The organism is Azoarcus sp. Soil_N_20, from assembly GCF_057656155.1.
In genome coordinates this window covers 74,577-98,798 of the sequence record NZ_JBDGKX010000001.1, presented here as the reverse complement: position 1 = coordinate 98,798, position 24,222 = coordinate 74,577, and the positions used below count along the sequence as shown (strand labels likewise).

Sequence of the window (24,222 nt, the reverse complement as noted above, 5' to 3'; positions counted from 1 at the left end):
GACGCCAATTCGATGCGCAAGATCCTGGTGGTCGGTCCGTCGTGGGTGGGTGACATGGTCATGGCCCAGAGCCTGTTCATGACTCTCAAGCGCGGCGGAGAGTGCGCGATCGACGTGCTTGCGCCGGGCTGGTCGCTGCCCATCCTCGCCCGCATGCCCGAGGTCCGGCGCGGGGTGGCGATGCCGCTCGGCCACGGCGAGTTCGGTCTGGGGGCGCGCTGGCGCCTGGGGCGGACGCTCGCAGCCGAAGGCTATGACCAAGCCATCGTGTTGCCCGGCTCGCTGAAGTCCGCGCTCGCCCCCCTCTTCGCCGGCATTCCGCGCCGCACCGGCTTTCGCGGTGAGATGCGCTATGGCCTGCTCAACGATCTGCGCGTGCTCGACAAGCGCGCGCTGCCGATGACGGTGCAGCGCTTCGTCGCCCTCGGACGTCCGGCCGGCGCCCCGCTGCCCGAGCCCTTCCCCTATCCGCGCCTGCTCGCCGACCCCGACAACCAGGCCGGCCTGCGCCAGCGCCTCGGCCTCGCCACCGACCGCGCGGCGGTGGCTTTCATGCCCGGCGCGGAATATGGTCCGGCCAAGCAGTGGCCGCTGCCGCACTTCGCCGCGCTTGGCCGCGAACTGGTGGATCGCGGTTACCAGGTGTGGGTGATGGGTGGCCCCAAGGATCATGACGCAGCCGAGACGATCGCCGCCGGCAATCCCGGGGTGCATAACCTCGCCGGTCGGACCGAGCTGGGCGACGCGGTGGACCTGCTCGCGCTCGCCGCTGCGGCGGTGACCAACGATTCCGGCCTGATGCACGTCGCCGCCGCGCTCGACGTCCCGCTGGTGGCGATCTACGGATCATCCAGCCCCGAACACACGCCGCCGCTGTCGTCGAGGGTGTCGATCCGCGACCTGCGCCTCGAGTGCTCGCCGTGCTTCGAGCGCACCTGCCCGCTCGGTCATACCCGCTGCCTGGTCGATATCACCCCGGCGAGCGTGGTGCACGCCCTCGCCACCCTCGGCGTCGGCACCCCGCATATCACCGCCGGCACCGGAACCTGAGCCGGCGATGCGGGTACTGATCATCAAGACCTCGTCGCTGGGCGATGTCATTCACACCCTCCCGGCACTGACCGATGCAACCCGGGTGTTCCCCGGCATCCGCTTCGACTGGGTGGTGGAAGAAGCCTTCTCCGAGATTCCATCGTGGCATCCGGCGGTCGAGCGGGTGATCCCGGTCGCCGTGCGGCGCTGGCGCAAGCACCCGCTCAAGGCGCGCAAGAGCGGCGAATGGCGGGCTTTCCGGCAGGTGGTGTCGACCACCGACTACGATCTGGTGATCGATGCCCAGGGCCTGCTCAAGAGTGCCTGGCTCGGCCGCCATGCATGCTGCCCGATCCATGGGCTGGACTGGCAGTCCGCGCGCGAGCCGCTCGCCAGCCTGTTCTATCACCATCGCCATGCCGTGCCCTGGGGCCGTCACGCGGTGTTGCGGGTGCGCGAGCTGTTCGCCCTCTCGCTCGGCTATGCCCTGCCCGCCGAGGCCAGCGGCGAACGCGACGGGGCTGCGGAGGCCGGCGCCGCCGCCTACGGCCTCGACCATGCGCGGGTCCTCGCCACCGCGGCGCACCAACCGGACACCAGTGCGCCCTACCTCGTGTTCCTGCACGGCACCACCTGGGCCACCAAACACTGGCCCGCGATCTACTGGCGCCAGCTCGCCGAACGGGCGAGCGCGCATGGCTGGCAGGTCAGAGTGCCATGGGGCAGCCTGACCGAGCGCGAGCGCGCGGAGCGCATCGTCGCCGGCATTCCCGGCGCCAGCATCCTGCCCCGGCTGACCCTCACCGACCTCGCCGCCGAACTCGCCGAAGCCAGCGCCTGCGTGGCGGTCGACACCGGCCTGGGCCACCTCGCGGCCGCCCTCGATGTGCCCACGCTGTCGCTGTTCGGCCCCACCAACCCCGGCTTCACCGGCGCCTGGGGACGCAGGCAGGTCCACCTCGCAGCGGATTTCGGCTGCGCGCCGTGCCTGAAGAAGGTCTGCAGCCACACACCGACCGCTGAAGAGCGCAGCCGCTTCGACCTCGCCACCGAACAGCCGCTGTGCTTCACCCGGCTCGCCCCGCCCAGGGTGTGGGCCGAACTCGAAGCCTTGCTCACCCAGCACGCCACTCCTCCGAGGACGCCCGTCTGATGCAACTTGCATTCTGCCTGTACAAGTACTTCCCGTTCGGCGGCCTGCAGCGGGACTTCCTGCGCATCGCGCTCGCCTGTCAGGCGCGCGGTCATGCAATCCGGGTCTATGCGCTCGAATGGGAGGGCGAGATTCCGGCGGGATTCGAGCTGATCAAGGTGCCGGTGCAGTCGGTCTTCAACCATCGCCGCTATGCGAAGTTTACCGCCTGGGTCCGGGCCGACCTCGCCCACCGCCCGGCCGACCGCCTGATCGGCTTCAACAAGATGCCGGGGCTCGATGTCTATTACGCCGCCGATCCGTGCTTCGAGGAAAAAGCGCGCACCCTGCGCAAGCCGCTGTACCGTTACAGCCCGCGCTATCGCCACTTTGCGGCCTACGAACAGGCCGTGTTCGGGCCCGAAAACCACACCGAGATCCTGATGATCTCGACCACCCAGCAACCCCTGTTCAAGCGTCACTACGGCACCCCCGCACGGCGCTTTCACCTGTTGCCGCCCGGGATCGCTCCCGACCGCAGGGCGCCGGCCAATGCCGCCGAACTGCGCACCGCGGCGCGCACCCGCTTTGCGACCGAATTCGATCTGCATAGTGGCGACCTGCTGCTGGTGCAGATCGGCTCTGATTTCCAGCGCAAGGGGCTGGATCGCAGCATCGAGGCGATGGCCGCCCTGCCCGAGCCGCTCAAACGCCGTACCCGCCTGGTTGCAATCGGCGCCGACGATCCGGCGCCGTTCATCGCCCAGGCCGGCCGGCTGGGAATCGGCGAGCGGGTGTTCTTTCCGGGTGGGCGCAAGGATGTTCCCGATTTCCTGCTTGCCGCCGACCTCCTGCTGCACCCGGCCCGCCACGAGAATACCGGCACGGTGCTGCTCGAGGCGCTGGTGGCCGGCCTGCCCGTGCTGGCCACGGCCGCCTGCGGTTACGCCCATTACATCACCGATGCCGACGCCGGCGATATCGTGGCCGAACCGTTCAAGCAGGCGGCACTGAACGATGCCCTCGCGGCCATGCTCGCCAACCCGGAGGCACGCAGCTGCTGGCAACACAACGCCCTCGTGTTTGCCGACAGCGCCGACCTCTACAGCCTGCCCGAACATGCTGCCGATGTGATCGTGGGGCAGCACGGATGAACCGGCTCGAGCTCGAACCGCCACTGGCAGCGATGTGGGCCGGGCGCGACCCGTTCGCCGCGGCGGCCGAGCTCGCGGACCGGGCCGCCAACGGCGACCTGGTGCGCGACCTCGAAGGACGGCGCACGCTGCGCTTCGAGGTCGACGGCCGCGGCTATTACCTCAAGCTGCAGAGCGGGGTCGGCTGGGGACGGATTGCCGAGGAATTGATCCACCTGCGCGTGCCGGTACTGGGCGCCGGCAACGAGTGGCGCGCAATCCGGGCCTGCCACGCGATCGGCGTGCCGACGATGACCGCGGTCGCCTACGGCGAGCGCGGCGCGGGGCCGGCCCGACGCCTATCCTTTCTCGTCACCGAGGCGATCGAGCCCGCCGTCGACCTCGACGTGTTCACCCGCGACTGGCGCGAGCGGCCACCGTCGCCCGCGCTCAAGCGCGCACTGATCGCGGAAGTCGCCTCGATCGCCCGCCGCATGCACGCAGGCGGCATCAACCACCGCGACTTCTATCTGTGCCATTTTCTGCTGCACCAGACGCCGGGACCGGCGCCGGACGTGCCCCGGCTGGCGCTGATCGACCTGCATCGCGCCCAGCTGCGGACAAGCACGCCGCGACGCTGGCGCGACAAGGACCTTGCCGCACTGTATTTTTCGGCGCTCGACATCGGCCTCACCCGCCGCGACCGATTGCGCTTCCTGCGCGCCTATTTCCCCGCCCCCCTGCGTGACACGCTGCGTCGCGAGGCGCGCCTGCTGGAACACCTGGAGCGCGAGGCCGCACGGCTCAAGCGTCGCTTCGAGCGCAAGTTCGCCCACCGTCCGGCCCTGCAACGATGACCGACTGGACGCTCGACGAAGCGGCACTCGACGACGCCGCACGGCGCAGCTTCGCGTCGCTCGAAGCGGTCTTTGCGCTCGACGGCGAGTCGATCGCGAGCGCCCCGCTCAGCCAGGTGCTGCGGGTGACGGTCGGCGGCCGTCGCTACTACGTCAAGCGCTATCACGGTGCGGGCAAGAATCCGCTGCGCCGCTGGCTGGGGCGGCCGCGGGTACAGGCCGAATGGGAGAACCTGCAGCATTTCGCGGCATGGGGGATTCCCACCGCGACGCTGGTCGGCTGGGGCCTGCAGCGCAAGGCCGGCGAGTTCTGGCGCGGCGCCATGATCACCGCCGAACTGAGCGATACCACCGACCTCAACCAGCTCGCCATGCACAAGGACCCGCGCCTTTCCGACCCGCGCTGGGTGTCCGTGGTGTCGCACCAGCTTGCCCGGATCACGCGCACGATGCATGCGCACCACTTCACCCACAACGACCTGAAGTGGCGCAACCTGCTGGTGGACAACGGACCGACCCCGACCCTCTATCTGATCGACTGTCCGTCGGGCGAATTCTGGTGGGGCCCCTTCCTGCGCTACCGCATCGTCAAGGATCTGGCCTGCCTGGACAAGGTCGCCAAATACCATCTCAGCCGCACCCGGCGCCTGCGCTTCTACCTCGACTACGCGCAGAAGCCGCGCCTCGGCGCGCTGGACAAGCAGCGCATCGGCAGCATCGTCGGGTTTTTCGAAGGACGCGAGTGAGGTCGGTGTGAAAGACTATATTGCCGACGATTTCCGCGCCCTGCTCACCCGTCACCGACTGGCCGAGTTCAGCACCCTGTGGGCGCTGGAACTCGCCTCGGTCGACCTGCCCAACACCGGTCGCGGCGGCTGGAGCAGCGTCAGCCGGATCGAACTGGCGGACGAACAGGGGCAGGTCCACGCCTTCTATCTCAAACGCCAGGTCGACCATCTCAGCCGCAGCCTGCGCCATCCGCTCGGCGAAGCCACCTTTGCGCGCGAGTTCCGCAACATCCGCCAGTACGAAAGGAACGGCGTGCCCGCCCTGGAGGCGGCCTACTTCAGTCAGCGCCGGATCGGGGGCAAGGCCTGCGCCATCCTTGTCACCCGCGCGCTCGACGACTACCGCCCGCTCGACGCCTGGCTGCGCGACTGGCCCGTCCTCCCGCGCGCGACCCGGCGTTATCTTATCGACCAGACCGCGGCCCTGATCCGCAGCCTGCACGGTGCCGGCATACTGCACAACTGTCTGTACCCGAAGCACATCTTCGTCCGTCCGCCGGATTCGTCCGCCACCGGGCCTGCCGCCCGCCTGATCGATCTCGAGAAGACGCGGCGGTTCGGCCTTGGCACCGGCGATCGCGTACGTGACCTCGACACCCTCAACCGCCACAGTCACGGCCCCCGTGCCGGCGAGCGCCTGCGCTTCCTCCTCGGCTATGCCGCCGTGCACAAAATGGACGGCCCGACCAGGCAACTGGCGCACGCGGTGATCAAGCGCGAAATCCGCAAGACAGCACGCCGATGAGCGCCCACCCCTCCCCCCCGCCCGCGGAGGCGACCCAAGGGCACAGCCCCATGGTCGACGCCGCCGCCCTCCGTGCCGCCGGACGCACCCCGCCGGCGCCGTTCCGCATCCGTCTCGAGGGCGGGCGCGAGCTCCTCGTACTGCGTGTGCTGCGGGTGCTTCCGGGCAAGCGTGTGGTCGGCGAGGCTCGCCTCGACGGGATCGCGATGCTGGCCAAGCTGTTCATCGACCGCAGCAGCGCCCGCCACTGGGCGCGCGAACATCGCGGCATCGTGGCGCTCGAACGGGCCGGGGTGAACACGCCGCCGCTGGTCCTTGCCGCCCCCCTGCCTGCGGGCGGGCATGTCCTGCTGACCCGCTTCCTCGACCGCGCGACGACGCTGCTCGAAGACTGGCGCACCCTGGCCCACCCGGCGCGGCCCGGCGATGCGGCCGCGGTCGCCCTGCTCGCCCCGGCATTCGCCCTGCTCGGCCGGGTTCATGCCGCCGGCCTCAGCCACGACGACCTGCACCTGGGCAACTTCCTGCGTCATGGCGACAGCTTGCTGCTGATCGATGGCGACGCCGTACGCGACCACGGGCCAAGGCCATTGACGCAAGTGCCCGCCGCGCGCGACCTCGCCATGCTGATCGCGCAGCTCCCGCTCACCTGGGACGGACACCTCGAACCGTTGCTCGATGCCTATCGCGCGACCAATCCGGGGCTGCCCGCAACACCGACCCTGAGCGCAGCCCTGAAAGCCGAGCGGAGCTGGCGCCTGCGCGACTTCCTGGACAAGACCGGCCGCGACTGCTCGCTGTTCAGGGTATCGACGCGCTTTCATCGTTTTGAAGCGGTGGTCCGCACCGAAACCGCCGCCCTCGGACCACTGCTCGACGACCCTGACCGCTGGATGGAAGCCGGCACCACGCTCAAGCGCGGCAACACGTGCACGGTGGCACGGGCCGAAGTCGGCGGCCGCAGCGTGGTGCTCAAACGCTACAACCTGAAGAGTCTGCGCCACGGCCTGTCCCGGCTGTGGCGCCCCAGCCGCGGCTGGCATTCGTGGCGCGAAGCCCACCGCCTGCGCCTGTTCGGCATTGCCACCCCGGCGCCGCTGGCCCTGATCGAGGAACGCTGGGGCCCGCTCCGCGGCCGGGCGTGGCTGATCACGGAATACTGCCCGGGCCAGGATCTGCTCGCGCACCTCGACCCCGAGCGGGAACCGCCGCTAGCCGTGGCGGCCGCGCTGCAGACCCTGTTCGCCACCCTGCATCGCCAACGGATCAGCCACGGCGACCTGAAGGCGACCAACCTGCTCTGGGATAACGGCGAGATCACGGTGATCGATCTGGACGCCATGCGTCAGCACCGCAGCGCGGCCGCGCACAGGCGCGCATGGCAACGCGATCGTAAGCGTCTGTTACGCAACTGGCCGGCGGGAAGCGCGCTGCATCGCTGGCTGGACGAACACCTGCCTGCGGTCTGAGCACCCCCGGCCGCCGTTCGACGACGCCGGTGCAGGCCGCGCGCCGGAGTCGATGCCGGCCGCGGACAACAACAACGGCATCGGGCTTCGCGCCCCCCGGCCGCACCCCGTGCGCCGCATACTATTGCGCGCTCGCGACACTCGGTTAACTCGGCCTTCGATTCCGGTTATTCTCATGCGCCTACATTCTGCACACAGGGTTATTGCATGTCCTTTCTGCACTCGCGCCGGATCCGCTTTCTCGGCGCCGGCGTGGCACTCTTTTTCGCCCTCTTTGCAGCCCTGCGCGTCGCCTTCCTGATTGGCTTCGCCGATCATGCGGCGGTAGCCGCCGAACGTACGGGTGTTGTCCTGCAGACACTGTCGATCGGCTTGCGCTTCGATCTGCGCCTTGCGCTGCTGCTGATGCTGCCGGTCGCGATCGCGGCCGCCCTGCCACGGGTCAACCTGCTGCGCAGCAAGGTGACGCGGACGCTGACCGGCCTCTATCTCGCGCTGGTCACCCTCGCCGTGCTGCTGGTCTACGTCCTCGACTTCGGGCACTACTCCTATCTGGGCCAGCGCCTGAGCGCCACGGTGTTCCGTTTCATCGGCAACACCGACATCTCGGCGCGGATGATGTGGGAGAGCTATCCCGTGGTGTGGATCACGCTGGGCTGGCTGGCCCTGTCGGCAGCATTCATCGTGCTGTTGTCGAGGGCGGCGAAGGCGACCCTGGACCGTCCGCCGGCGCGGGCGATTGGCCTGCCTGCAGCGATCGCCGGCGTCACCGCGATCGTCGTTGTGGGCCTCCTCGGCATGCTCGGGCGAGTCGATCACATCAACGTCGAAAACCCGGTCCCCCTGCGCTGGAGCGATGCGTTCTTCTCCGGCAACACGGCGGTCGGCGCGCTCGGGCTCAACCCGGTGGTGTTCGTCTACGACACCCACCGCATCCCGGTGGAACAATACGACCTTGCCGAACTGCGCCGTCACTACGACACCCTCGTCAGCTACCTGTCGGTGGCGCAGCCGGACCCGGCAACGCTGTCGATGGCGCGCACGGTGGGGCCGCAGCCCCATCGCCTGAACACCACGCGTCCGCCCAACGTCATCTTCATCATGCTGGAATCGCTGGGCGCGAGCCGCTCGGCCCTGTACGGCAACCCGCTCGACCCCACCCCGAGGCTCGACGCACTGGCACGCGAAGGCTGGCTGTTCCGCAACCTCCACGTCCCGGTGTCGGGCACCGCCAAGACGGTGTGGGCAAGCATCACCGGCATCCCGGATGCCGCACGCAGCGAAAGTGCCACCCGCAACCCGTTCATCAGCAACCAGCGCACGGTGATCAACGCCCTCGAGGGCTACGAGAAGATCTACGCGATCGGTGGCAGCGCCGGCTGGGCGAACATGAATGCGCTGATCCTGGGCAGCATCGACAACGTCAAGCTCTACCAGGAAGACCACTGGACCGCGCCCAACGATGACGTGTGGGGCATCTCCGACCTCAACCTGTTCCGCGAAACCGACGCCATTCTGCGCGAACAGGCAAAGAAGGGGCCGTTCTTCGCCTACATACAGACAGCGGGCAACCACCGTCCATACACCATCCCGGAAGACAACGACGGCTTCGTCACCAGCACGATTCCGGAAGCCGAGGCCGAAGCCGCCGGATTCCAGAGCACCGCGCAGTTCAACGCAGTCCGCCTGCTCGACCACAATGTCGGGCGTTTCATTGAAATGGCACGCAAGAGCGGCTACTACGACAACACCATTTTCGTGCTCTTCGGCGACCATAACGGCCGCATCTCGACCCTGCCCTTCATGCCGCCGGCGTTCGAGCAGCTCAATCTCGAGAGCACCCACGTGCACGCCCTGATCCACGCACCGAAACTGCTCCAGCCCAGGGAAATCGACGAAGCGGCCAGCCTGGTGGACCTGATGCCGACCGTGGCCGGCATGCTCGGCCTGAGCTACGAGACCTCCGCCATGGGGCGCGACCTGCAACTGCCCGCCCCCGAGGGCGAACGTGCCGTACCTGTGATCATGCGCGAAGGTCCGTTCCCGCTGATCGGCGCAGTCACCCGCACCCACTTTGTGCGGATGAACGCGGACGGCAGCCAGGCAACGATGCACGATCTGGCGGCAAGCGACCCGCTCAACGACGTCGCCGGCGCCAACCCGGACGAATTCGCGCGCCTGTCGAGGCTCGCCCGCGGCCTGCATGAGGCCGCCCGTTTCATGATGCACGACAACATCAGGAAGGAACGCGGAGCGGCCGCCATTGATCCGGGTTAACATCTCGCCCCATGAAAAACCGGACGCCACCTTGCATACTGGAACATTCCAGATACCTGGAACTGCGTGCGGGCGCCCGCGTGATCGAAGCGGACGAACATGGCGACAAAGTCCTGCTGCTGACCGACGGGACCTATCTCAAGCTGTTTCGCCGCAAACGCCTGCTGACCTCCGCGGCGTGGAAACCGTACGCCCGCCGTTTTGTGGACAACGCCGCGGCATTGGCCAGAATCGGCATCCCGTGCCCGACCGTGATCACGCACTATCGCATTCCGTCGATCGGCCGTGATGCCGTGCACTATCATCCGCTCGAAGGCCACACGATCAGACAAGTGATCGCAGCCGGCATGCCCGATGTCCGGGCGACACAGCTTCGGGCGAGACTGCTCGGCTTCATCCACCTGCTGCATTCGCTGGGGGTCTTCTTTCGCTCGGCCCATCTGGGCAACATCGTGCTCACCCCGGACGATCGACTCGGGCTGATCGACATCTCCGATCTGACGATCACCTGGCTGCGACTCGGCCCCTTTCGCCGGCGCCGAAACATGAAACATGTGCTGCGCTATCGCGAGGATCGCGAATGGCTGATGCAGAGCCCTGACTGGACCAGCTTCGATACATGAAAACCGACCCGCTTCCCGTCGCAAGCACGGTCTGCGAACGCGAGTCCTGTTCGCTTGCCCTCGCCGACTGGCCCACCCGGACGGTCGACCAGCTCACCGACAAGATCCTGCCGCTCGGCATGCTGTGCCTGTTTACCGGCATGATGTGGGCCGGTGACCGGCAGTTTTTCCACCAATTGTTCTACGGTCTGGTCGCGCTGCCGGCCTTCGTCCTGGCACTGATTTCCCCGCAACTTCGAGCGGCGTTGATCCATAACCCGATCTTCATCGCCGTCCTGTGCTTTGCCGCCTACGTCGCGGTCAGCGTCGCCTGGACGGGAGCAGAAGACAGCGCGCTGTCCTTGCTCAAACGTCCGCTCTATGTGCTGCTGCTGTTCGTGGCCATGACCGGGGTGGCGCGCTATCGCCCGGACCGGTTCGCACAGGTGCTGCGCCTGTCCGCGGTCCTCGCGGTATTTGCCGCCAGCGTCGTCCTCGTCCTGTTCTATCTGTCCAATACCACGGGACGTCTGACCGGCTATGGCGCGCTCTACAACCCCTTGCTGACCTCGCATGTGTTCGGCTTCTTCCTGGTGCTGTGGATCGCGTACTGGATCCAGCAGAAGCGGCTCCTGCTGCCGCAGGCCATCGTGGCGGTGACGATACTTGGCGCCCTGATTCTCGCCACCGGCTCGCGTACGCCCCTGCTTGCCCTGTCCGCAGCCACCATCTGGATGGGCGTGCTGCTGGGCAACCGCCGCGGCGCCATTGCATGCGGGCTGTTCATTCTTGTCGCCGCGGTGATCGTCGCGGTCTGGCCCGAGGCAGTGGCACAGCGCGGGCTATCCTACCGACCCGAGATCTGGGCCGAGGCGTTCAGACAGGTGCGCGAACTCCCGTTCTTCGGCCACGGTTACAACCACCCGCTGCGCGTGCATGTGGAAGGGATCAACTACGCCTTCTGGGACCCGCACAACATGACGCTGTCGGTGCTCTATCAGGGCGGCGTGGCCGGACTGTCGCTGTGGGCGGCGCTCTATGTCACCGCATTGCTCGCGTGCTGGAAGCGCCGCAGGAATCCGCTCGTGTTCGCCCTCTCCGCCACCATCGTCTATGGTTTCGCCGCCAGCATGACCGAAGGCGGATCCTTCCTCTCGCGCCCGAAGGAGCACTGGTTCCTGATCTGGATCCCGATGGCACTGGCTGCGGCCGCCACTTTGAGGACGACCACGGATGGGCGCTGAGGGTGGCATCCTGGCGGCGCTGAAGCGGCGTTTCCGGAAGAAGAAAGTCCCCCGGTTCTACCGCGGTCAGGTCAGGTTCCGCGAGCGCTATCCCGGCTTCGAGATCGGGGTCGGAACCTACGGCATGCCCGAGGTACATGATTGGGCGCAGGGAACCACGCTGTCGATCGGCGCCTATGCCTCGATCGCGGACGACGTACACGTGTTTCTCGGCGGCAACCACCGCACCGACTGGGTGAGCACCTACCCTTTCCCCGCCTACCTCGAGGAAGCCCGCGACGTCGGCGGACACGTCACCACCCGGGGATCGGTCCGCATCGGCAACGATGTCTGGCTCGGGTCCGGCTGCCTGATCCTGTCCGGGGTCACGATCGGGGACGGCGCCGTGGTCGCAGCGCGCGCGGTCGTCACCCGTGACATCGCCCCCTACGCGATCGTCGCCGGCAACCCTGCCCGCATCATCGGCTGGCGCTTCGACGAACCGACCCGGATCGCAATGCAGGCCACGGCGTGGTGGACATGGCCCGAGACCGAGATCCGGCAGATCGTCCACCTGCTGTGCTCCGCGGAGGTGGGGCGCTTTCTCGACTATGCCCGCAACCGGACGCCGGACGATCCCCCCGGCGGGCTCGAACGCACGCGGCAAAGCGGGGGCTGAGGCGGGAGCAGGATCCGGCCGAAGCGGCGTTCAGCGCCCGCGCATCAGCGACACGTAGCGCAGCAGGCCGCGCGCCGTCTTGCCGTTCCACGCCCGCAGCGGGATCTGCCGGAGCAGCTCGAGCGCCAGCCGGCGATCGCGATTCGAACTCTTGAGGAACATCGAGTTGAGAAAACGGATACGCACCTCCTCGTACTGCGGGTGGTCGGCATACTCGCGGTAGATCTTCAGGATGCTCTCGCTCATGAAGCGGATATTCTTGTAGCTGTTGGTCTGATGCTTGCGGTAACGGGCGAGCGGAACCCCGAGCGCATCGATGAAGTATCCGGCCCGGGTGATCTTCAGTTCGATATAGAGGTCCTCGAGTCGGATCTCGGGATTGAAGCCGCCCGCCGCCTGCAGGGCCTCCTTGCGGAACAGCAGCGTCGGCGCCGGCGGATAGGGCTTGCGTTCGAGGAACATGTCGTCGAAATCGAGACGGCGGAACGGAATATCCACGCGCTGGCGCGGCTCGGCATACGGCGTGCCGTCGGCGTGCATGAGTTCGATATTGCCGGCACAGATCCCGACCTCGGGCTTGCCCGCCATGTATTCGACCTGCAGAGCGAGCCGCTCCGGCAGCATGATGTCGTCGGAGCCGAAGGGGGCGATCAGGCTGCCGCGCGCGCGCGCGATCGCGTCGTTCAGGGTGCGGGTCAGGCCCTGGTTCGGCTGTACCCTGAAATCGAAGTCGTGTTCGGCCTGGAGCGCCCGGATGCGCGCCACGCTGTCGTCGGTAGACCCATCGTCGATCACCAGCAGTTCGACGAAGGGATAGGTCTGCGCCAGTACGCTCCGGATCGAGGCCTCGACGTAGGGCCCGTGGTTGTACGAGGCGATGATGACTGTCACCAGCGGCTTGTTCGTATCCCTGATCAATTTCCGTCCTTTCGGTTTGCCCGCAGTGCGTCCTCGATCAGGCCGCGGTAGGCGGCCCGATACTCGGCCACGCCATGATGGGCCCGCACATAGGCATGGCAGGCGCGGCCCCGGCGCTCGAGTTCATCGGCAGGCAAGGTCAGATAATCATCCATGGCAGCAGCGAGCGCATCGACATCGCCCGGCGGCACCAGTACACCTCCGGCGCCGGCGACCAGGTCGTGCATCGAAGGAATATCCGATGCGATGACGGGAAGGCCACCACTCATGCCCTCGAGCAGGGCCAGCGGAAAGCCCTCCTCGAGCGAAGGCATGACCCAGATGTCGAACGCGCGCACATACTTCATCGCATACGGGCGTGCCCCGGGCAGATGCACCCGCCCGGCGAGCCCGAGACGCTCGACCGCCGCCCTGAGCCCGGCATGCTCGCGACCGTCGCCGATCAGAATCAGTTCGGCATCGGGGTGCTTCTCGGCGATCTTCGCGAACGCGTGGACCAGGCACGGATAGGCCTTGACCGGCACCTGGCGGCCGATCGTGCCGATCACCCGCGCCTGTGCACCGAGCCCCAGCGCCTGCCGCGCATCCGCGCGCGTCAGCTGCAAGGACTCGGCCTGATCGACATCGATCGCGTTGGTGATGGCAACCGTGTTCCGCGTCGTGAACCCGCAGCCATAGCCGAGCAGCTCGTCGCGGACCGCGGCGGAAACGCCGACGAAGCGCCAGCGCCCATCCGCGCTGCGTCCGACCTGCCGACGACGATAGACGCGCGCATAGTCGCCGAGGTTGTGCGCAATGCCGATACACACCGGTACCCGCAGCCAGCGGTTCAACACCAGCATCATGTTGACCGGTTTGAAGCGATTACAGATCACCACGTCGAAGCGCTCCTCGCGGCAGAAGCGGTACAGACGCCACAACGCCCCGAGTCGTGCGCCCTTGAGTTGCGCATCGGAGAACTCGAAGTACACTGAACGCCCGGCACGGCTGACGGGCTCGCCGTCGGCCGGCCGCCCTTTCAGGAACGCGGACACGACCTCGTAGCGGTCGCTCGGCAGACTCAACACGATCTGCTCGGCCAGATCGGCAAAGCTGTGCGCCTTGACGTTGTAGTCGGGCTGCAGTTGCAGCACCTTGATGCGTCGTTTGGTCATCGGATCGGGTGAAATCCCGTTGCGTTGATCTCCCAGCTGCCCGCGGCCGCGAGTTCGCTCAGCGCTGCAGCGCCGGGCAGCGCCAGCGCCGACCATTCGTTCTTCTTCCACACCGGAAAATGGAAATAGGGAAACGTCCGTTCACCGTCACGATCGTTGGTCAAAACGCCGTCACGCCAGAACCAGCGTCGGGGAAAATCATGGCTGCCATCGATCCACGCCACCTTGGCGCCCGGCGTGCTGTAGGCCTCCACGAACCGGGCGCGGCGATACCAGGGATTGCAGCGTGCGCCGAGGCGGAACAGCCAGCCCGGCCAGTTCTTGTGGCGAATGAAGATCCGGCTGAAGGCGCCCTCGTCGAGCGCATGATGCGCCTGGTCGGCGAACAGACTTTGCCAGCGCGGTATCCGCAGGAACGCCTCCCGCATCCGCTGGTTATTGCGGAGCAGGCAGCAATGCCCCGATACCCGACGGGCGTGGGTGGACAGCAGCTCCTTTCCTTCGAGCTGCTCCGCGGTGAAATAGGCGCGCAGATCGCCAAACACCAGGTCCAGATCGCCGAAGGCCCAGAAATCGTACGCGCGCAGCTCCGCTTCGTGGATGTAGCCGAGGGCCGGCTTCAGATCGCAGAGCTTGTACGGATTCGCAGGGGCGAACGCGATCCCCAGCGCCGCCGACACGCGCGCGCAATAGTCGGCATAAGCGGTGTCGACGATGCGGACGTTGGGCGGACACTCCGCCAGCGGCCCGCAATCCGAGAACAGCAGCCAGTCGATATCCGGATTGGCCCGGCAACTGGCGAGGAAGAACGGCATCCAGAACGGCCACTTGCCGAAGTAAGGAATGACGAAGCACAACCGGGGATGCGCGCCAGCGCTCGCCATCATCCGGCCCCCGACCCGAGCACCGCGCGCACCATGGGCAGGGCGAAGAAGCGACGGCGGGCGGCCTCGTCGGAAAAGGCGTCGTACAGCCTGGCCCGGCCGCGCTCCGCACATGCCGTTCGTTCGGCTGCCGACCATCCGGCATGGGTCACCAGCAGACGCGCCAGCGCGTCCGCATCGCCGAGCGGAAACAAGGCGCCGACATCGCCCACGACCTCGGGCGCACCGCCACAGTCGGTCGCGATTACCGGCACGCCGGCCGCCATCGCCTCCAGCAGCACCATGCCGAACGGCTCATGATCGGAACTCAGCGCGAACACGTCGAAGGCGGCAAACGCCCGCCAGGCCTCGGGCACCTGCCCGAGGAAGCGCACCCGGGCGGTGATGCCGAGTTCGTCGGCGAGGGCACGCAGGCGCTGCTCCAGCCGCCCCTTGCCCAGAATCGCCAGCACCGCGCCGACAGGCAATTGCCCGAGGGCCAACGCGAAGGCACGCAACAACGTGGCCTGATCCTTGTCTGGATGCAGGCGCCCGACGTTGCCGACCACGAACGCGTCCGCCGGCAGGTCCAGGCGTTCGCGCGCCGCCGCGCGCGCTAGCAGGCCGGTGCGCACGACATCGACATCGATGCGGTTGTGCAGGGTTTCGATGCGTTCCGCCGGCCACGACGGCACGCCGCGGCGGATGTCGTCGCGGATCGCGTCCGACACCCCGAGCAGCCCCAGACGCTTGCCGAACCAGCGTGCAAACAGCCGGTGCGAGAGGCGTTCGTAATCGCCGAAGGCGTGATGCACGCCGATTACCGGCAGCTTCGTCGCCCAGCACGAAATGTAGATCGGCTTGAACCGGTGGGCGACGATGAGACGGATGTCGCGCTCGGCCACAATCTGCCCTAGCCGGCGCATGGCGTCGAGCTTGAGGCCGCGCACATCCCTGCCGTCATAGTCGAGAAAGATCACCTCGTCGGAGGCGGACCCCTGCACGACGCTCTCGCTCGGCGGGTCGGTCAGGTAGACCGTCGTGACCTTGTAGGGCGTATCGCGGAACAGGGTCGCGTACTGGCGGGCGACGTCCAGAAACGGTCCATAGTGGCAATGGCAGAATTGCAGGATTCGGGGGTCGGACAAAAAAGACTCCTGCCTGGAGTTTGGGGCACCCGCCACGGCGGCGTGCCCTTTACGAAATGAAACCGCGCCGACTAGGAGCCCGGCCCGGCCGCGGATTATACTCCGACACCTCCGGGATGCAGGGATGGCACCCGGACGCCCGACGCCGCCAGCGGAAGACAAGACCTGCCCTTGCGCGCACACGCTTAACCAGGGACGCGCGCCCGCAAGACCGGAAACGACACATGCCCTCACTTGCGACTCGATCACCCCTACACGTCGATGCGGTGCTGTGCATCAGTCTCGAATCGCGCGCGGACCGTCGCGCGCTGATTCTCGAACAGTTCGCCGGGAGCGGACTGGATATCGAGTTCGTACTGGTCGGCAAGGACACCGACGACCCCCAGCGTGGCTGCTTCACCTCGCATCAGGTCTGTGCGCGACACGTCCTCGAACGCGGTTATCGCAACGCACTCATCCTCGAGGACGATGCCACCCTCGAACGCTACGACCCGCGGACGATCCGCAGAATCAACCGCTTCCTCGACAAGGCCAAACCGGAACTGCTTCACCTCGGCGTCATTCTCGGCAAGATGTGGCTGACCCGAGCCCCGGGCATTGCCCGCTGCAGGGCGGCGGGCGCCCACGCCTATATCATTTCGCGGCGGGCGTGCGAGATCCTGGTGACCCACGCATACAGCGGCCTCGGAATCGATACGCTGTATCGGCGGATGTTCAGGCAGTACTGCGTGTTCCCGATGATCTCCGACCAGCAGCCCGAACGCATCGTGGCGAGCGATATTGCCGACGTGCGACAGCGTTACGCCAAGGTCGGAACATGGCGCTGGAACACCCGGAAGCAGTACCTGCAGGTGGTCGGCAACCTGTGGAGGACAGTGCTGGGGGTCGACCTCTGAGCACCCGGGTCAGGTCCCGTCCCTGAACTGCATCGAGTGCAGCCGCGCATAATGGCCGGCTGCCGCGAGCAGCTCGGCATGGGTTCCGCGCTCCACGATCCGCCCCTGGTCCATCACCAGAATCATGTCGGCCCGTTCGATCGTGGACAGCCGGTGCGCGATCACCAGCGTGGTGCGCCCATGGGTGGCGCGGTCGAGGGCGGCCTGGATATGGCGCTCGGACTCGGTGTCGAGCGCGGAGGTCGCCTCGTCGAGAATCAGGATCGGCGCATCCTTGAGCAGGGCGCGGGCAATGGCCAGACGCTGGCGCTGACCGCCCGACAGGGTCACGCCGTTCTCGCCGATTCCGGTATCCAGACCCTGCGGCAGGCGGTCGATGAACTCCTTCGCGTACGCCGCCTCTGCCGCCAGCTCCACTGCGGCCCGCGGTGCGCCGGCAAGATCGCCATAGGCGATGTTGTTGGCCACGGTATCGTTGAACAGGGTCACCTGCTGCGTCACCAGGGCGATGTGCCGGCGCAGATTGCGCAACGCGTAGTCTTCCACATCCACACCGTCGATCAGGATCTGACCGCTCTCGTGATGGTAGAAGCGCGGGATCAGGTTGGCGAGGGTCGACTTCCCGCTACCGGAGCGCCCCACCAGTGCCACCATCTGCCCGGGCTCGACTTCGAAGCTAATGTTCTCGAGCACATTGCGCTCACTGCCCGGATAGCTGAAGCTCAGGTCGCGCACCACCAGCCGGCCGTCGACGCGCTCGCGCTCGACGGTGCCGGTGTCGCGCTCCGGCGCCTCGTCGAGTTGCTCGAAAATGCTCTCGGCACCGGCCACCCCTTTCTGGATCGTGGAACTGACCTCCGACAGCTGGCGGATCGGCTTGGGCAGCAATCCGGCCGCGGTGATATAGGCCACCAGGTCGCCCGCGGTGGCATCGCCGCGCAGCCACAGCACCAGGAACAGCACCACCGCCATTGCCGAATAGGTCACCAGTTGCAGCGTCGGGGTATAGGTGGCGCCGGTCTTGACCATGCGCAGCTGCTTGCGGGTGTTGTCCTCGCTCGCCGCGCGGAAGCGGGCGGACTCGTAGATCTCGCCGCCGAAGCTGCGCACCACGCGGTAGCCCTGGATGGTCTCCGAGGCCACATGAGTGACGTCGCCCATCGCGACCTGGATTTTCTTCGCCTGCTTGCGGAATTTCTTGCTCGTACTGCCCACCAGCACCGCGATCACCGGCAGGATCGCTACCATCACCAGGGTCAGCTTCCAGTTCATCCACAGCAGGTAGGCGAACAGGAACACGATCGTCAGGCCCTCGCGGATCACCACCTTGATCGCATCGGTCGCCGCACCGGTGACCATGGTCACGTTGAAGGTGATGCGCGAGATCAGGTGGCCGGAGTTGTGGGTATCGAAGTAGCGATTGGGCAGGCGCAACAGGCTGTCGAACAGCGCCAAGCGCAGGTCATGCACCAGCCCGAGCGAGACCTTGGCCAGAAAATAGTTGCCGAGGTAGGAACCCAGGCCCTGCCATGCCGCGATCGCCACGATCAGCAGCGGCACCGCCTGCATCAGCGCCAGGTCGCCAAGCAGCGGCACCCCGGAAAATACGGCCAGCGACGGATCGGTCAGACCGTCGACGAAGTACTTCAGCACCCCGGCCAGCATCGGTTGTGACGAGGCGAAGATGACAAAACCGACGATGCTGACCGCAAACAGGCCGATGTAGGGCCGTACATAGGTCAACAGGCGAAAGTAGATCTTGAGGCTGGAGCTTGCAGTCGAGTCGGGGTGCGACATTCGTTACCTGTAATGACGGGGTGGCCGATGGTAGCACGGCCCCCAGCGCCTCAAATCACGCCGATCGAGGGATGGCGAAGCAGAAGACGACAGCTTTTATTGGCCTCACCAACCGGGACCGCGACTCCCCGCCCGTGCGGGCCACCGGGGACGTCCGATGCGGTCGCGCCGACAAACGGCGCCGTGCACGAAAAAACGGGCGCCGAGGCGCCCGTTCTAGCCAAACTCGCTTGAAGGCGAGATCAGAAGGTGTGACGAATACCCAGGTTGAAGCCACGCTGGTAACCGGCGTTGGCGTTGGTCGCATCGCCAACCGACGCGGTGATGTCGGCATCGTTGTCGTTGTCGATCTTCGAGAACGCGGTGTAGAGCACGGTGCGCTTCGACAGACCATGCTCGTAGCCGACGGCCCACTGGCTGGCCTCGTCGTCGTTCAGCTCATGCCGGGCACGGCTGTACGAAGCCAGCACCTTGCCGGCCGGGCCGACCGGAACGGTCACGCCCAGCATGGCCTTCTTGGTCTTGTCGCCAGCATCAGGGTCGTCGAGACCGATAGCGGCAGCCAGCTTGACCACGCCGAAGTCGTAGCTACCGGCCAGGTCCCAGACGTTGACGGTCGTGTCCGACGCGCCGGTGATGCGGGCTTTGTGGAAGTTCAGACCGACGTGGATCGGGCCGTTCTTGTAGTTCGGGTTGATGGCCCAAACGCGGACGTCGCCTTCATTGCCATTGTTTTCTTGGCCGGCCGCGTTCCAGGTCCAGCCGGCGACCACGTTGAAACCGCCGAAGGACGGGGAGATGTAGGCAGCCAGGTTATCCAGGCGGGTCGGGTAGGTGGCGAAGGGAGTGCCCATACCCCAGATATTGACGATCTCGCCGGCCGTGCCATTGCCGAACGGATCAATCGCCGACATCAGCGAATGCTGCGGGGTGTATTGACGGCCCATGGCGAAGGTACCGAAACCGCCCGACAGGCCGACGAAGGCCTGACGGCCGAACGTGCGGCCGCCTTGAGCCGAGGTGCCGACGTCGGCGTTGATGCCTTGCTCGAGCACGAACAAAGCCTTCAGGCCATTGCCCAGATCTTCGGTGCCCTTGAAGCCCAGGCGGGAACCCGAGTACTGACCGGAGTCAAATGCATTCTTGTTGTCAACGCCGTCGGTGACGTGGTCACCCAGGTTCTTGTAACCCATGTCGACGATACCGTAGATCGTGACGTTCGACTGAGCGAAGACCGGGGCCGACATCAGGCCAGCAACAGCCAGCGCGATCAGTTTCTTTTGCATGTGTTTCTCCTCTAGTTGAAGTTGAGACCACAGCCTTGGCTGGGGCCCGACTTACCTCTCATGCGAGAAGTTGAAGCGATTCTGGGCACCGGGCCATGACTCACGCAAGCGTCAACACAAAAAACCAACGCTTTCGGGTCAAACCTGTTGCGCGTGTGCAACAAGCCGACACAGTCCCCGCCTTTCTCAGCCGCACGCAGCCTTGACCGGCATGTGGCCGGACCGGCACCGGCGCCCTACAGCATCGCGCGGGGCTGTGCGCAGCGCCAACACGCGCTATGCTGGTAGTACCTTCGTATCAACACGGATGTGCTCCCATGATTGAAGGCGACAGGCCGGGCAACGGCGCCCGCACCGACTCCGACACGCGCCCCGGGAATGGTTGTCCCGGGAGGCGGTCAGACTTGAGACTGATCTATTGCGCCAGTGGGAATGGACGCAACCGAGGCGGTCCAAATCCACCCGTTTTTTCGTCGTATGGGATGACCATGCGTCTCGCAAACGGTCGAATCGGTCCTCGCTTTCCCACCCGGCTGATGACGATCGTCCAGGTTCGACGCGCTCCGCGGGCGGGGTGCGCGTCGCCCCGCAGACGTGGGTCTGTCGAGTCGGCCCGCCCCCCCGGCTGCCCCGCCTCGTCCTGCAGGATGCGGGCATGAGCCGCTCCGGCACGGCGGAAGCCCTGCTGCTGCGGGCCACCTATGCCGACGGTAAGGTAAGCGCTGCCCTGGTGCATCAGCCGCCGTCGCAGGCCGCCATCCGCATGCATGGCCTCACGCCGGCCGCAGCGGCGACCACGGCGCCGCGGCTGTTTGCGTCGAGCGGTCAGGCGCACGGCATCGCCGCCAGACTGGCGTGTTCGGCAGCTGCCGGCGAGCACGCACCGGATGCGGCCGCGGCGATCGACGTCGAGCGCGAGCTTGCCGCCGAAGCGATGCAGGAGCACCTGTGGCGCCTGCTGCTCGACTGGCCGCCGCTGTTCGGTATCGAGGCCCGACGCAACCGCTACGCCGAACTGCATCGCCGGCTCGCCCGCCCGCAGGAGCCCGAAGCGGCCTTCGCACTGGGTGGAGACGTCCTCGACCTGGTCGCACGCGAGCTGCTGGCGGGGTTTTTCCGCCACACCCGCGAGCCGCGCAGCCTCGCCGAATTCGTCGATTGCGCAGGGGCCGGCGGCAACCTCGGCTCGGTGCTGACCGGACTGATCGGTATTGGCGCAGCCGAGGTGCCGGCCACCGGCGTGCCGGTACAGACCCTGCCCCCTCTCGACGCGGCCGAATGGGCTGCCGTGCTCGGCGGCATGCCCGGCGCGGATTTCTGCGCGGCCCCGGTGTTCGGTGGCGAGCCCGCCGAAACCGGGCCATTTGCTCGCCACCGGGACTCCCCCCTGGTGCGCATGCTGCTGGAGCACGGTCATCGCATCGCCGCGCGCCTGCTCGCCAAGGTGATCGATCTCGCCGACTGCGCCACCCGATTGCGGCGTCCGTTGGCCCCCGAAGTCCCCGCGCTGGCCGATGCCGCCCCCTGCGGGCCCGGCATCGGCCTTGCCTGCGTGGAAACGGCGCGCGGTCTGCTGCTGCATGCGGCACGGATCGACAATGGACTGATCGCCGACTACGCGGTCTGCACCCCCACCGAATGGAATTTCCATCCCTCCGGTAGCTTCGTGCGTGAAGGTACGGGCTGGACTGCGGCCTCGCAGGACGCGGCGACGCTGCGCCTGAACGCCCTGATCCTTGCCCTCGATCCCGGCATGGGCTACCAGCTGGAGATCGCGCGCCCCGGCGCGCGCCGTAAACCTTCTATCGGGAGCACGCGATGAACGACGACCTGGGAATCTCACCTCGCCCCCTGCCCCGACCCGTACCCCACATCGAGCGCCGCCGCCTGCGGGTGCATGGCGTGGTACAGGGTGTCGGTTTTCGGCCTTTCGTCTATCGTCTGGCACAGGAACTCGACCTGTGTGGCTGGGTGCGCAGCGATGGTTGCGGCGTCGAGCTCGAGGCCCAGGGCACGCCCGGCAACCTGTCGGCACTGATCGCGCGGCTGCATGGCGAAGCCCCGCCGATGGCGCGGATCGATCGTCTGGAGGGCGAACTGTGTCTGCCCGACCCCGCCGACCGCGGCTTCACCATCACCGCCTCGCAGGGCGGTGGGGCAACCACTGCGATCGGTCACGACAGCTCGGTTTGTTCCGACTGCCTCGCCGAACTCTTCGACCCGAGCAACCGGCGCTGGCGCTATCCGCTGATCAACTGCACCCACTGCGGGCCGCGCTACACCATCACTCGCGGCCTACCCTATAACCGCGTCAGCACCAGCATGGCGGCATTTGCGTTGTGCCCGGATTGCGCCGACGAATACGGCCGTGGAGCCGACCGCCGCTTTCACTCCGAGCCCAGCGCGTGCCCGGCCTGCGGGCCGAAGCTGAGCCTGGTCGAGGCCTACGGCGTGACCGTCGCCACCCGCGACCCGGTGGCCGACGCCCTGCTGCGCCTGTTGTGCGGCGAGATCCTGGCGGTGAAAGGGCTCGGCGGCTTTCACCTGATGTGCGATGCGCGCAACCCGGAGGCGGTCGCGCGGCTGCGCGAGCGCAAGTCGCGCGACGACAAGCCGTTCGCGATCATGGTGGCAAATGCGGCCTCGGCGCGCCTGTGGGCGAAGCTGTGCGAAGCCGACGAAACCCTGTTGACCAGCGCCGAGCGTCCAGTGGTGCTGTGCGACAAGCGTGACCGTGTCGATACCGAACTGTGCGGGATTGCCCCGGAACTGGCCTGGGTCGGGCTGATGCTGCCCTACACCCCGCTGCACTACCTGCTGTTCCACGATTTTGCCGGCCGCCCGGCGGGTACTGCCTGGCTTGCCGCGGCCCAGGAGCTGACGCTGGTATGCACCTCGGCCAACCCCGGGGGCGAGCCGCTGGTGACCGGCAACCGCGAAGCCACCCGCCGCCTGATGGGGATCGCCGATGCCTATCTGATGCACGAGCGCGAAATCGTGGTGCGCTGCGACGACTCGGTGGTGCGCAGCCTGCCCGCGGTGCGCGCGGGCGATAGCGGCATCCAGTTCATCCGCCGCTCGCGCGGCTACACGCCGCGCGCGCTCAAACTGGCGGATCGGGGCGCAGCAGTGCTCGCCTTCGGCGGCCTGCTCAAGAACACACTGTGCCTCACCCGTGGCGACGAGGCCTTCCTGTCGCAGCACGTCGGCGACCTGTATTCGGCCAGCGCCTGTCAGGCCCTCGACGAGGTAGCCGAGCACCTGCGGCGCATCCTTTCATTGGCGCCCGCCGCGGTCGCGCACGACCTGCACCCCGACTTCCCGTCCACCCAGGCCGCCGAGGCGCTGGCGGAAAGAATGGGCATTCCCGCCTTTCCGGTGCAGCATCATCACGCCCATATCGCTGCAGTGCAGGCCGAGCACCAGCATCGCGGCGCAATTATCGGACTGGCCCTCGACGGCACCGGCCTTGGCACCGACGGCAAGGCCTGGGGCGGCGAGTTGTTGCAGGTATACGGGGCGCACTTCAGCCGCATCGGCCACCTGGCGCCCTTGCCGCAGCCGGGCGGCGACAAGGCGGCACGCGAACCGTGGCGGATGGCCTCGGCGGTGCTGCACCTGCTGGGCCGCGGCGCCGAGATCACCAGCCGCTTCCATGCCGAAGCGGCCGCCTGGCGCATGGCCGAATTGCTCGCCGCCGGCACCCGCTGCCCCACCACGACCAGCCTGGGGCGATGGTTCGATGCGGCCGCCGGCCTGCTCGGGGTGTGCAACCGGATGGGCTACGAAGGCGAGGCGGCCATGCAGCTCGAGAGTATCGCCACCCGCTATGGCGCAGTGCTGCCGGTGCATGGTGGCTGGCGCATCGACGAGCACGGCAGCCTGGACCTGTTGCCGCTGATGGCCCTCCTTGCCGACGAGCGCAACCGCAACCGCGGCGCGGCCCTGTTTCATGCGACCCTGGCGACCGCGCTCGAGGCCTGGGTGCTGCGTGCGGTCGATATGCAGGGCATCCGCGCCGTGGCGCTGTCCGGCGGCTGTTTCGTCAATCGCCTGCTGTCGCGCGACCTTGCCCGCCGGCTCGCCGCCCGCGGTCTGGATGTACTCGAAGCGCGTCAGGTTCCGCCCAACGACGGGGGCCTGGCGCTGGGTCAGGCGCATGTCGCGCGTCACATCCTGAACCAGGGACCAGACTGAAAGTGGCTGCCCCCCGCAGTGGGCGG

At 67.1% G+C, this 24,222-nt stretch carries 20 protein-coding genes; 14 read left to right on the top strand and 6 right to left on the bottom strand.

What is annotated here, in order from left to right; genetic code table 11:
- Positions 1-12 precede the first annotated feature (12 nt).
- The 11 genes from waaF to AC3A35_RS00460 all read left to right on the top strand — a co-directional run bounded on the left by waaF (position 13) and on the right by AC3A35_RS00460 (position 11,937).
- Complete coding sequence (gene waaF, locus AC3A35_RS00510; protein WP_487433839.1) at positions 13-1,050, top strand: lipopolysaccharide heptosyltransferase II; 1,038 nt, start codon at positions 13-15, stop codon at positions 1,048-1,050.
- 7 nt (positions 1,051-1,057) lie between these two features.
- The gene (waaC, locus tag AC3A35_RS00505) at positions 1,058-2,185 is read left to right on the top strand and encodes a lipopolysaccharide heptosyltransferase I (RefSeq protein ID WP_487433838.1); all 1,128 of its coding nucleotides are present in this window, start codon (positions 1,058-1,060) and stop codon (positions 2,183-2,185) included.
- Positions 2,185-3,318, top strand: a complete 1,134-nt coding sequence (locus AC3A35_RS00500) for a glycosyltransferase family 4 protein (RefSeq protein ID WP_487433837.1) — start codon at positions 2,185-2,187, stop codon at positions 3,316-3,318. The genes waaC and AC3A35_RS00500 overlap by 1 nt, the downstream gene beginning before the upstream one ends.
- Positions 3,315-4,154 carry a lipopolysaccharide core heptose(I) kinase RfaP gene (gene rfaP, locus AC3A35_RS00495; protein ID WP_487433836.1) on the top strand — a complete coding sequence of 280 codons (840 nt, stop codon included), beginning with the start codon at positions 3,315-3,317 and terminating at the stop codon, positions 4,152-4,154. Before AC3A35_RS00500 ends, rfaP begins: the two co-directional genes overlap by 4 nt.
- Complete coding sequence (locus AC3A35_RS00490) at positions 4,151-4,900, top strand: lipopolysaccharide kinase InaA family protein (RefSeq protein WP_487433835.1); 750 nt, start codon at positions 4,151-4,153, stop codon at positions 4,898-4,900. Before rfaP ends, AC3A35_RS00490 begins: the two co-directional genes overlap by 4 nt.
- Before the next feature lie 7 nt (positions 4,901-4,907).
- Positions 4,908-5,687 carry a lipopolysaccharide kinase InaA family protein gene (locus AC3A35_RS00485; protein ID WP_487433833.1) on the top strand — a complete coding sequence of 260 codons (780 nt, stop codon included), beginning with the start codon at positions 4,908-4,910 and terminating at the stop codon, positions 5,685-5,687.
- Positions 5,688-5,737: 50 nt separating this feature from the next.
- Entirely contained in the window at positions 5,738-7,156 is a 1,419-nt protein-coding gene (locus AC3A35_RS00480) for a lipopolysaccharide kinase InaA family protein (RefSeq protein WP_487433832.1), read from the top strand.
- Positions 7,157-7,363: 207 nt separating this feature from the next.
- A complete protein-coding gene (locus AC3A35_RS00475; RefSeq protein WP_487433831.1) occupies positions 7,364-9,433 on the top strand; it encodes an LTA synthase family protein in 2,070 nt (689 codons plus the stop codon).
- 80 nt (positions 9,434-9,513) lie between these two features.
- Positions 9,514-10,056 (top strand): toluene tolerance protein, encoded by a 543-nt coding sequence (locus tag AC3A35_RS00470; RefSeq protein ID WP_487433830.1) that lies wholly within the window; start codon positions 9,514-9,516, stop codon positions 10,054-10,056.
- Entirely contained in the window at positions 10,053-11,279 is a 1,227-nt protein-coding gene (locus AC3A35_RS00465; RefSeq protein WP_487433829.1) for an O-antigen ligase family protein, read from the top strand. Before AC3A35_RS00470 ends, AC3A35_RS00465 begins: the two co-directional genes overlap by 4 nt.
- Entirely contained in the window at positions 11,269-11,937 is a 669-nt protein-coding gene (locus AC3A35_RS00460) for a CatB-related O-acetyltransferase (RefSeq protein WP_487433828.1), read from the top strand. Before AC3A35_RS00465 ends, AC3A35_RS00460 begins: the two co-directional genes overlap by 11 nt.
- Before the next feature lie 30 nt (positions 11,938-11,967).
- On the opposite strand, the gene AC3A35_RS00455 is transcribed toward AC3A35_RS00460, so the two are convergent.
- The 4 genes from AC3A35_RS00455 to AC3A35_RS00440 are packed head-to-tail and all read right to left on the bottom strand — an operon-like array spanning position 11,968 to position 16,020.
- Positions 11,968-12,855: a glycosyltransferase gene (locus AC3A35_RS00455; protein ID WP_487433827.1), complete on the bottom strand. Its 888-nt coding sequence runs from the start codon at positions 12,853-12,855 to the stop codon at positions 11,968-11,970.
- Positions 12,852-14,009 carry a glycosyltransferase gene (locus AC3A35_RS00450; protein WP_487433826.1) on the bottom strand — a complete coding sequence of 386 codons (1,158 nt, stop codon included), beginning with the start codon at positions 14,007-14,009 and terminating at the stop codon, positions 12,852-12,854. The genes AC3A35_RS00455 and AC3A35_RS00450 overlap by 4 nt, the downstream gene beginning before the upstream one ends.
- Complete coding sequence (locus AC3A35_RS00445) at positions 14,006-14,896, bottom strand: DUF6625 family protein (protein ID WP_487433825.1); 891 nt, start codon at positions 14,894-14,896, stop codon at positions 14,006-14,008. The genes AC3A35_RS00450 and AC3A35_RS00445 overlap by 4 nt, the downstream gene beginning before the upstream one ends.
- A complete protein-coding gene (locus tag AC3A35_RS00440; RefSeq protein ID WP_487433824.1) occupies positions 14,893-16,020 on the bottom strand; it encodes a glycosyltransferase in 1,128 nt (375 codons plus the stop codon). The genes AC3A35_RS00445 and AC3A35_RS00440 overlap by 4 nt, the downstream gene beginning before the upstream one ends.
- A 224-nt stretch (positions 16,021-16,244) precedes the next feature.
- Between AC3A35_RS00440 and AC3A35_RS00435 the strand changes: the two genes are divergently transcribed.
- On the top strand, positions 16,245-16,916 hold the full coding sequence (locus AC3A35_RS00435) for a glycosyltransferase family 25 protein (RefSeq protein WP_487433823.1): 672 nt from the start codon (positions 16,245-16,247) through the stop codon (positions 16,914-16,916).
- Positions 16,917-16,925: 9 nt separating this feature from the next.
- On the opposite strand, the gene msbA is transcribed toward AC3A35_RS00435, so the two are convergent.
- Together msbA and AC3A35_RS00425 are read right to left on the bottom strand one after the other, a co-directional pair.
- Positions 16,926-18,713, bottom strand: a complete 1,788-nt coding sequence (gene msbA, locus AC3A35_RS00430) for a lipid A export permease/ATP-binding protein MsbA (protein WP_487433822.1) — start codon at positions 18,711-18,713, stop codon at positions 16,926-16,928.
- 242 nt (positions 18,714-18,955) lie between these two features.
- On the bottom strand, positions 18,956-19,999 hold the full coding sequence (locus AC3A35_RS00425; RefSeq protein WP_487433820.1) for a porin: 1,044 nt from the start codon (positions 19,997-19,999) through the stop codon (positions 18,956-18,958).
- A gap of 655 nt (positions 20,000-20,654) precedes the next feature.
- Here AC3A35_RS00425 and AC3A35_RS00420 point away from each other — a divergent pair.
- Together AC3A35_RS00420 and hypF are read left to right on the top strand one after the other, a co-directional pair.
- Positions 20,655-21,821, top strand: a complete 1,167-nt coding sequence (locus tag AC3A35_RS00420; RefSeq protein ID WP_487433819.1) for a hypothetical protein — start codon at positions 20,655-20,657, stop codon at positions 21,819-21,821.
- Positions 21,818-24,196 (top strand): carbamoyltransferase HypF, encoded by a 2,379-nt coding sequence (gene hypF / locus AC3A35_RS00415; RefSeq protein WP_487433818.1) that lies wholly within the window; start codon positions 21,818-21,820, stop codon positions 24,194-24,196. Before AC3A35_RS00420 ends, hypF begins: the two co-directional genes overlap by 4 nt.
- Positions 24,197-24,222: the final 26 nt, after the last annotated feature.

Bases quoted from the DNA above. Each gene is read 5' to 3' on its own strand.
- AC3A35_RS00445 (WP_487433825.1), bottom strand. From the start codon at position 14,896: ATGATGGCGAGCGCTGGCGCGCATCCCCGGTTGTGCTTCGTCATTCCT.
- AC3A35_RS00490 (WP_487433835.1), top strand. From the start codon at position 4,151: ATGACCGACTGGACGCTCGACGAAGCGGCACTCGACGACGCCGCACGG.
- AC3A35_RS00475 (WP_487433831.1), top strand. From the start codon at position 7,364: ATGTCCTTTCTGCACTCGCGCCGGATCCGCTTTCTCGGCGCCGGCGTG.
- msbA (WP_487433822.1), bottom strand. From the start codon at position 18,713: ATGTCGCACCCCGACTCGACTGCAAGCTCCAGCCTCAAGATCTACTTT.
- AC3A35_RS00450 (WP_487433826.1), bottom strand. From the start codon at position 14,009: ATGACCAAACGACGCATCAAGGTGCTGCAACTGCAGCCCGACTACAAC.
- AC3A35_RS00465 (WP_487433829.1), top strand. From the start codon at position 10,053: ATGAAAACCGACCCGCTTCCCGTCGCAAGCACGGTCTGCGAACGCGAG.
- AC3A35_RS00460 (WP_487433828.1), top strand. From the start codon at position 11,269: ATGGGCGCTGAGGGTGGCATCCTGGCGGCGCTGAAGCGGCGTTTCCGG.
- hypF (WP_487433818.1), top strand. From the start codon at position 21,818: ATGAACGACGACCTGGGAATCTCACCTCGCCCCCTGCCCCGACCCGTA.
- AC3A35_RS00425 (WP_487433820.1), bottom strand. From the start codon at position 19,999: ATGCAAAAGAAACTGATCGCGCTGGCTGTTGCTGGCCTGATGTCGGCC.
- waaF (WP_487433839.1), top strand. From the start codon at position 13: ATGCGCAAGATCCTGGTGGTCGGTCCGTCGTGGGTGGGTGACATGGTC.
- AC3A35_RS00420 (WP_487433819.1), top strand. From the start codon at position 20,655: ATGAGCCGCTCCGGCACGGCGGAAGCCCTGCTGCTGCGGGCCACCTAT.
- AC3A35_RS00500 (WP_487433837.1), top strand. From the start codon at position 2,185: ATGCAACTTGCATTCTGCCTGTACAAGTACTTCCCGTTCGGCGGCCTG.
- rfaP (WP_487433836.1), top strand. From the start codon at position 3,315: ATGAACCGGCTCGAGCTCGAACCGCCACTGGCAGCGATGTGGGCCGGG.
- waaC (WP_487433838.1), top strand. From the start codon at position 1,058: ATGCGGGTACTGATCATCAAGACCTCGTCGCTGGGCGATGTCATTCAC.
- AC3A35_RS00480 (WP_487433832.1), top strand. From the start codon at position 5,738: ATGGTCGACGCCGCCGCCCTCCGTGCCGCCGGACGCACCCCGCCGGCG.
- AC3A35_RS00435 (WP_487433823.1), top strand. From the start codon at position 16,245: ATGCCCTCACTTGCGACTCGATCACCCCTACACGTCGATGCGGTGCTG.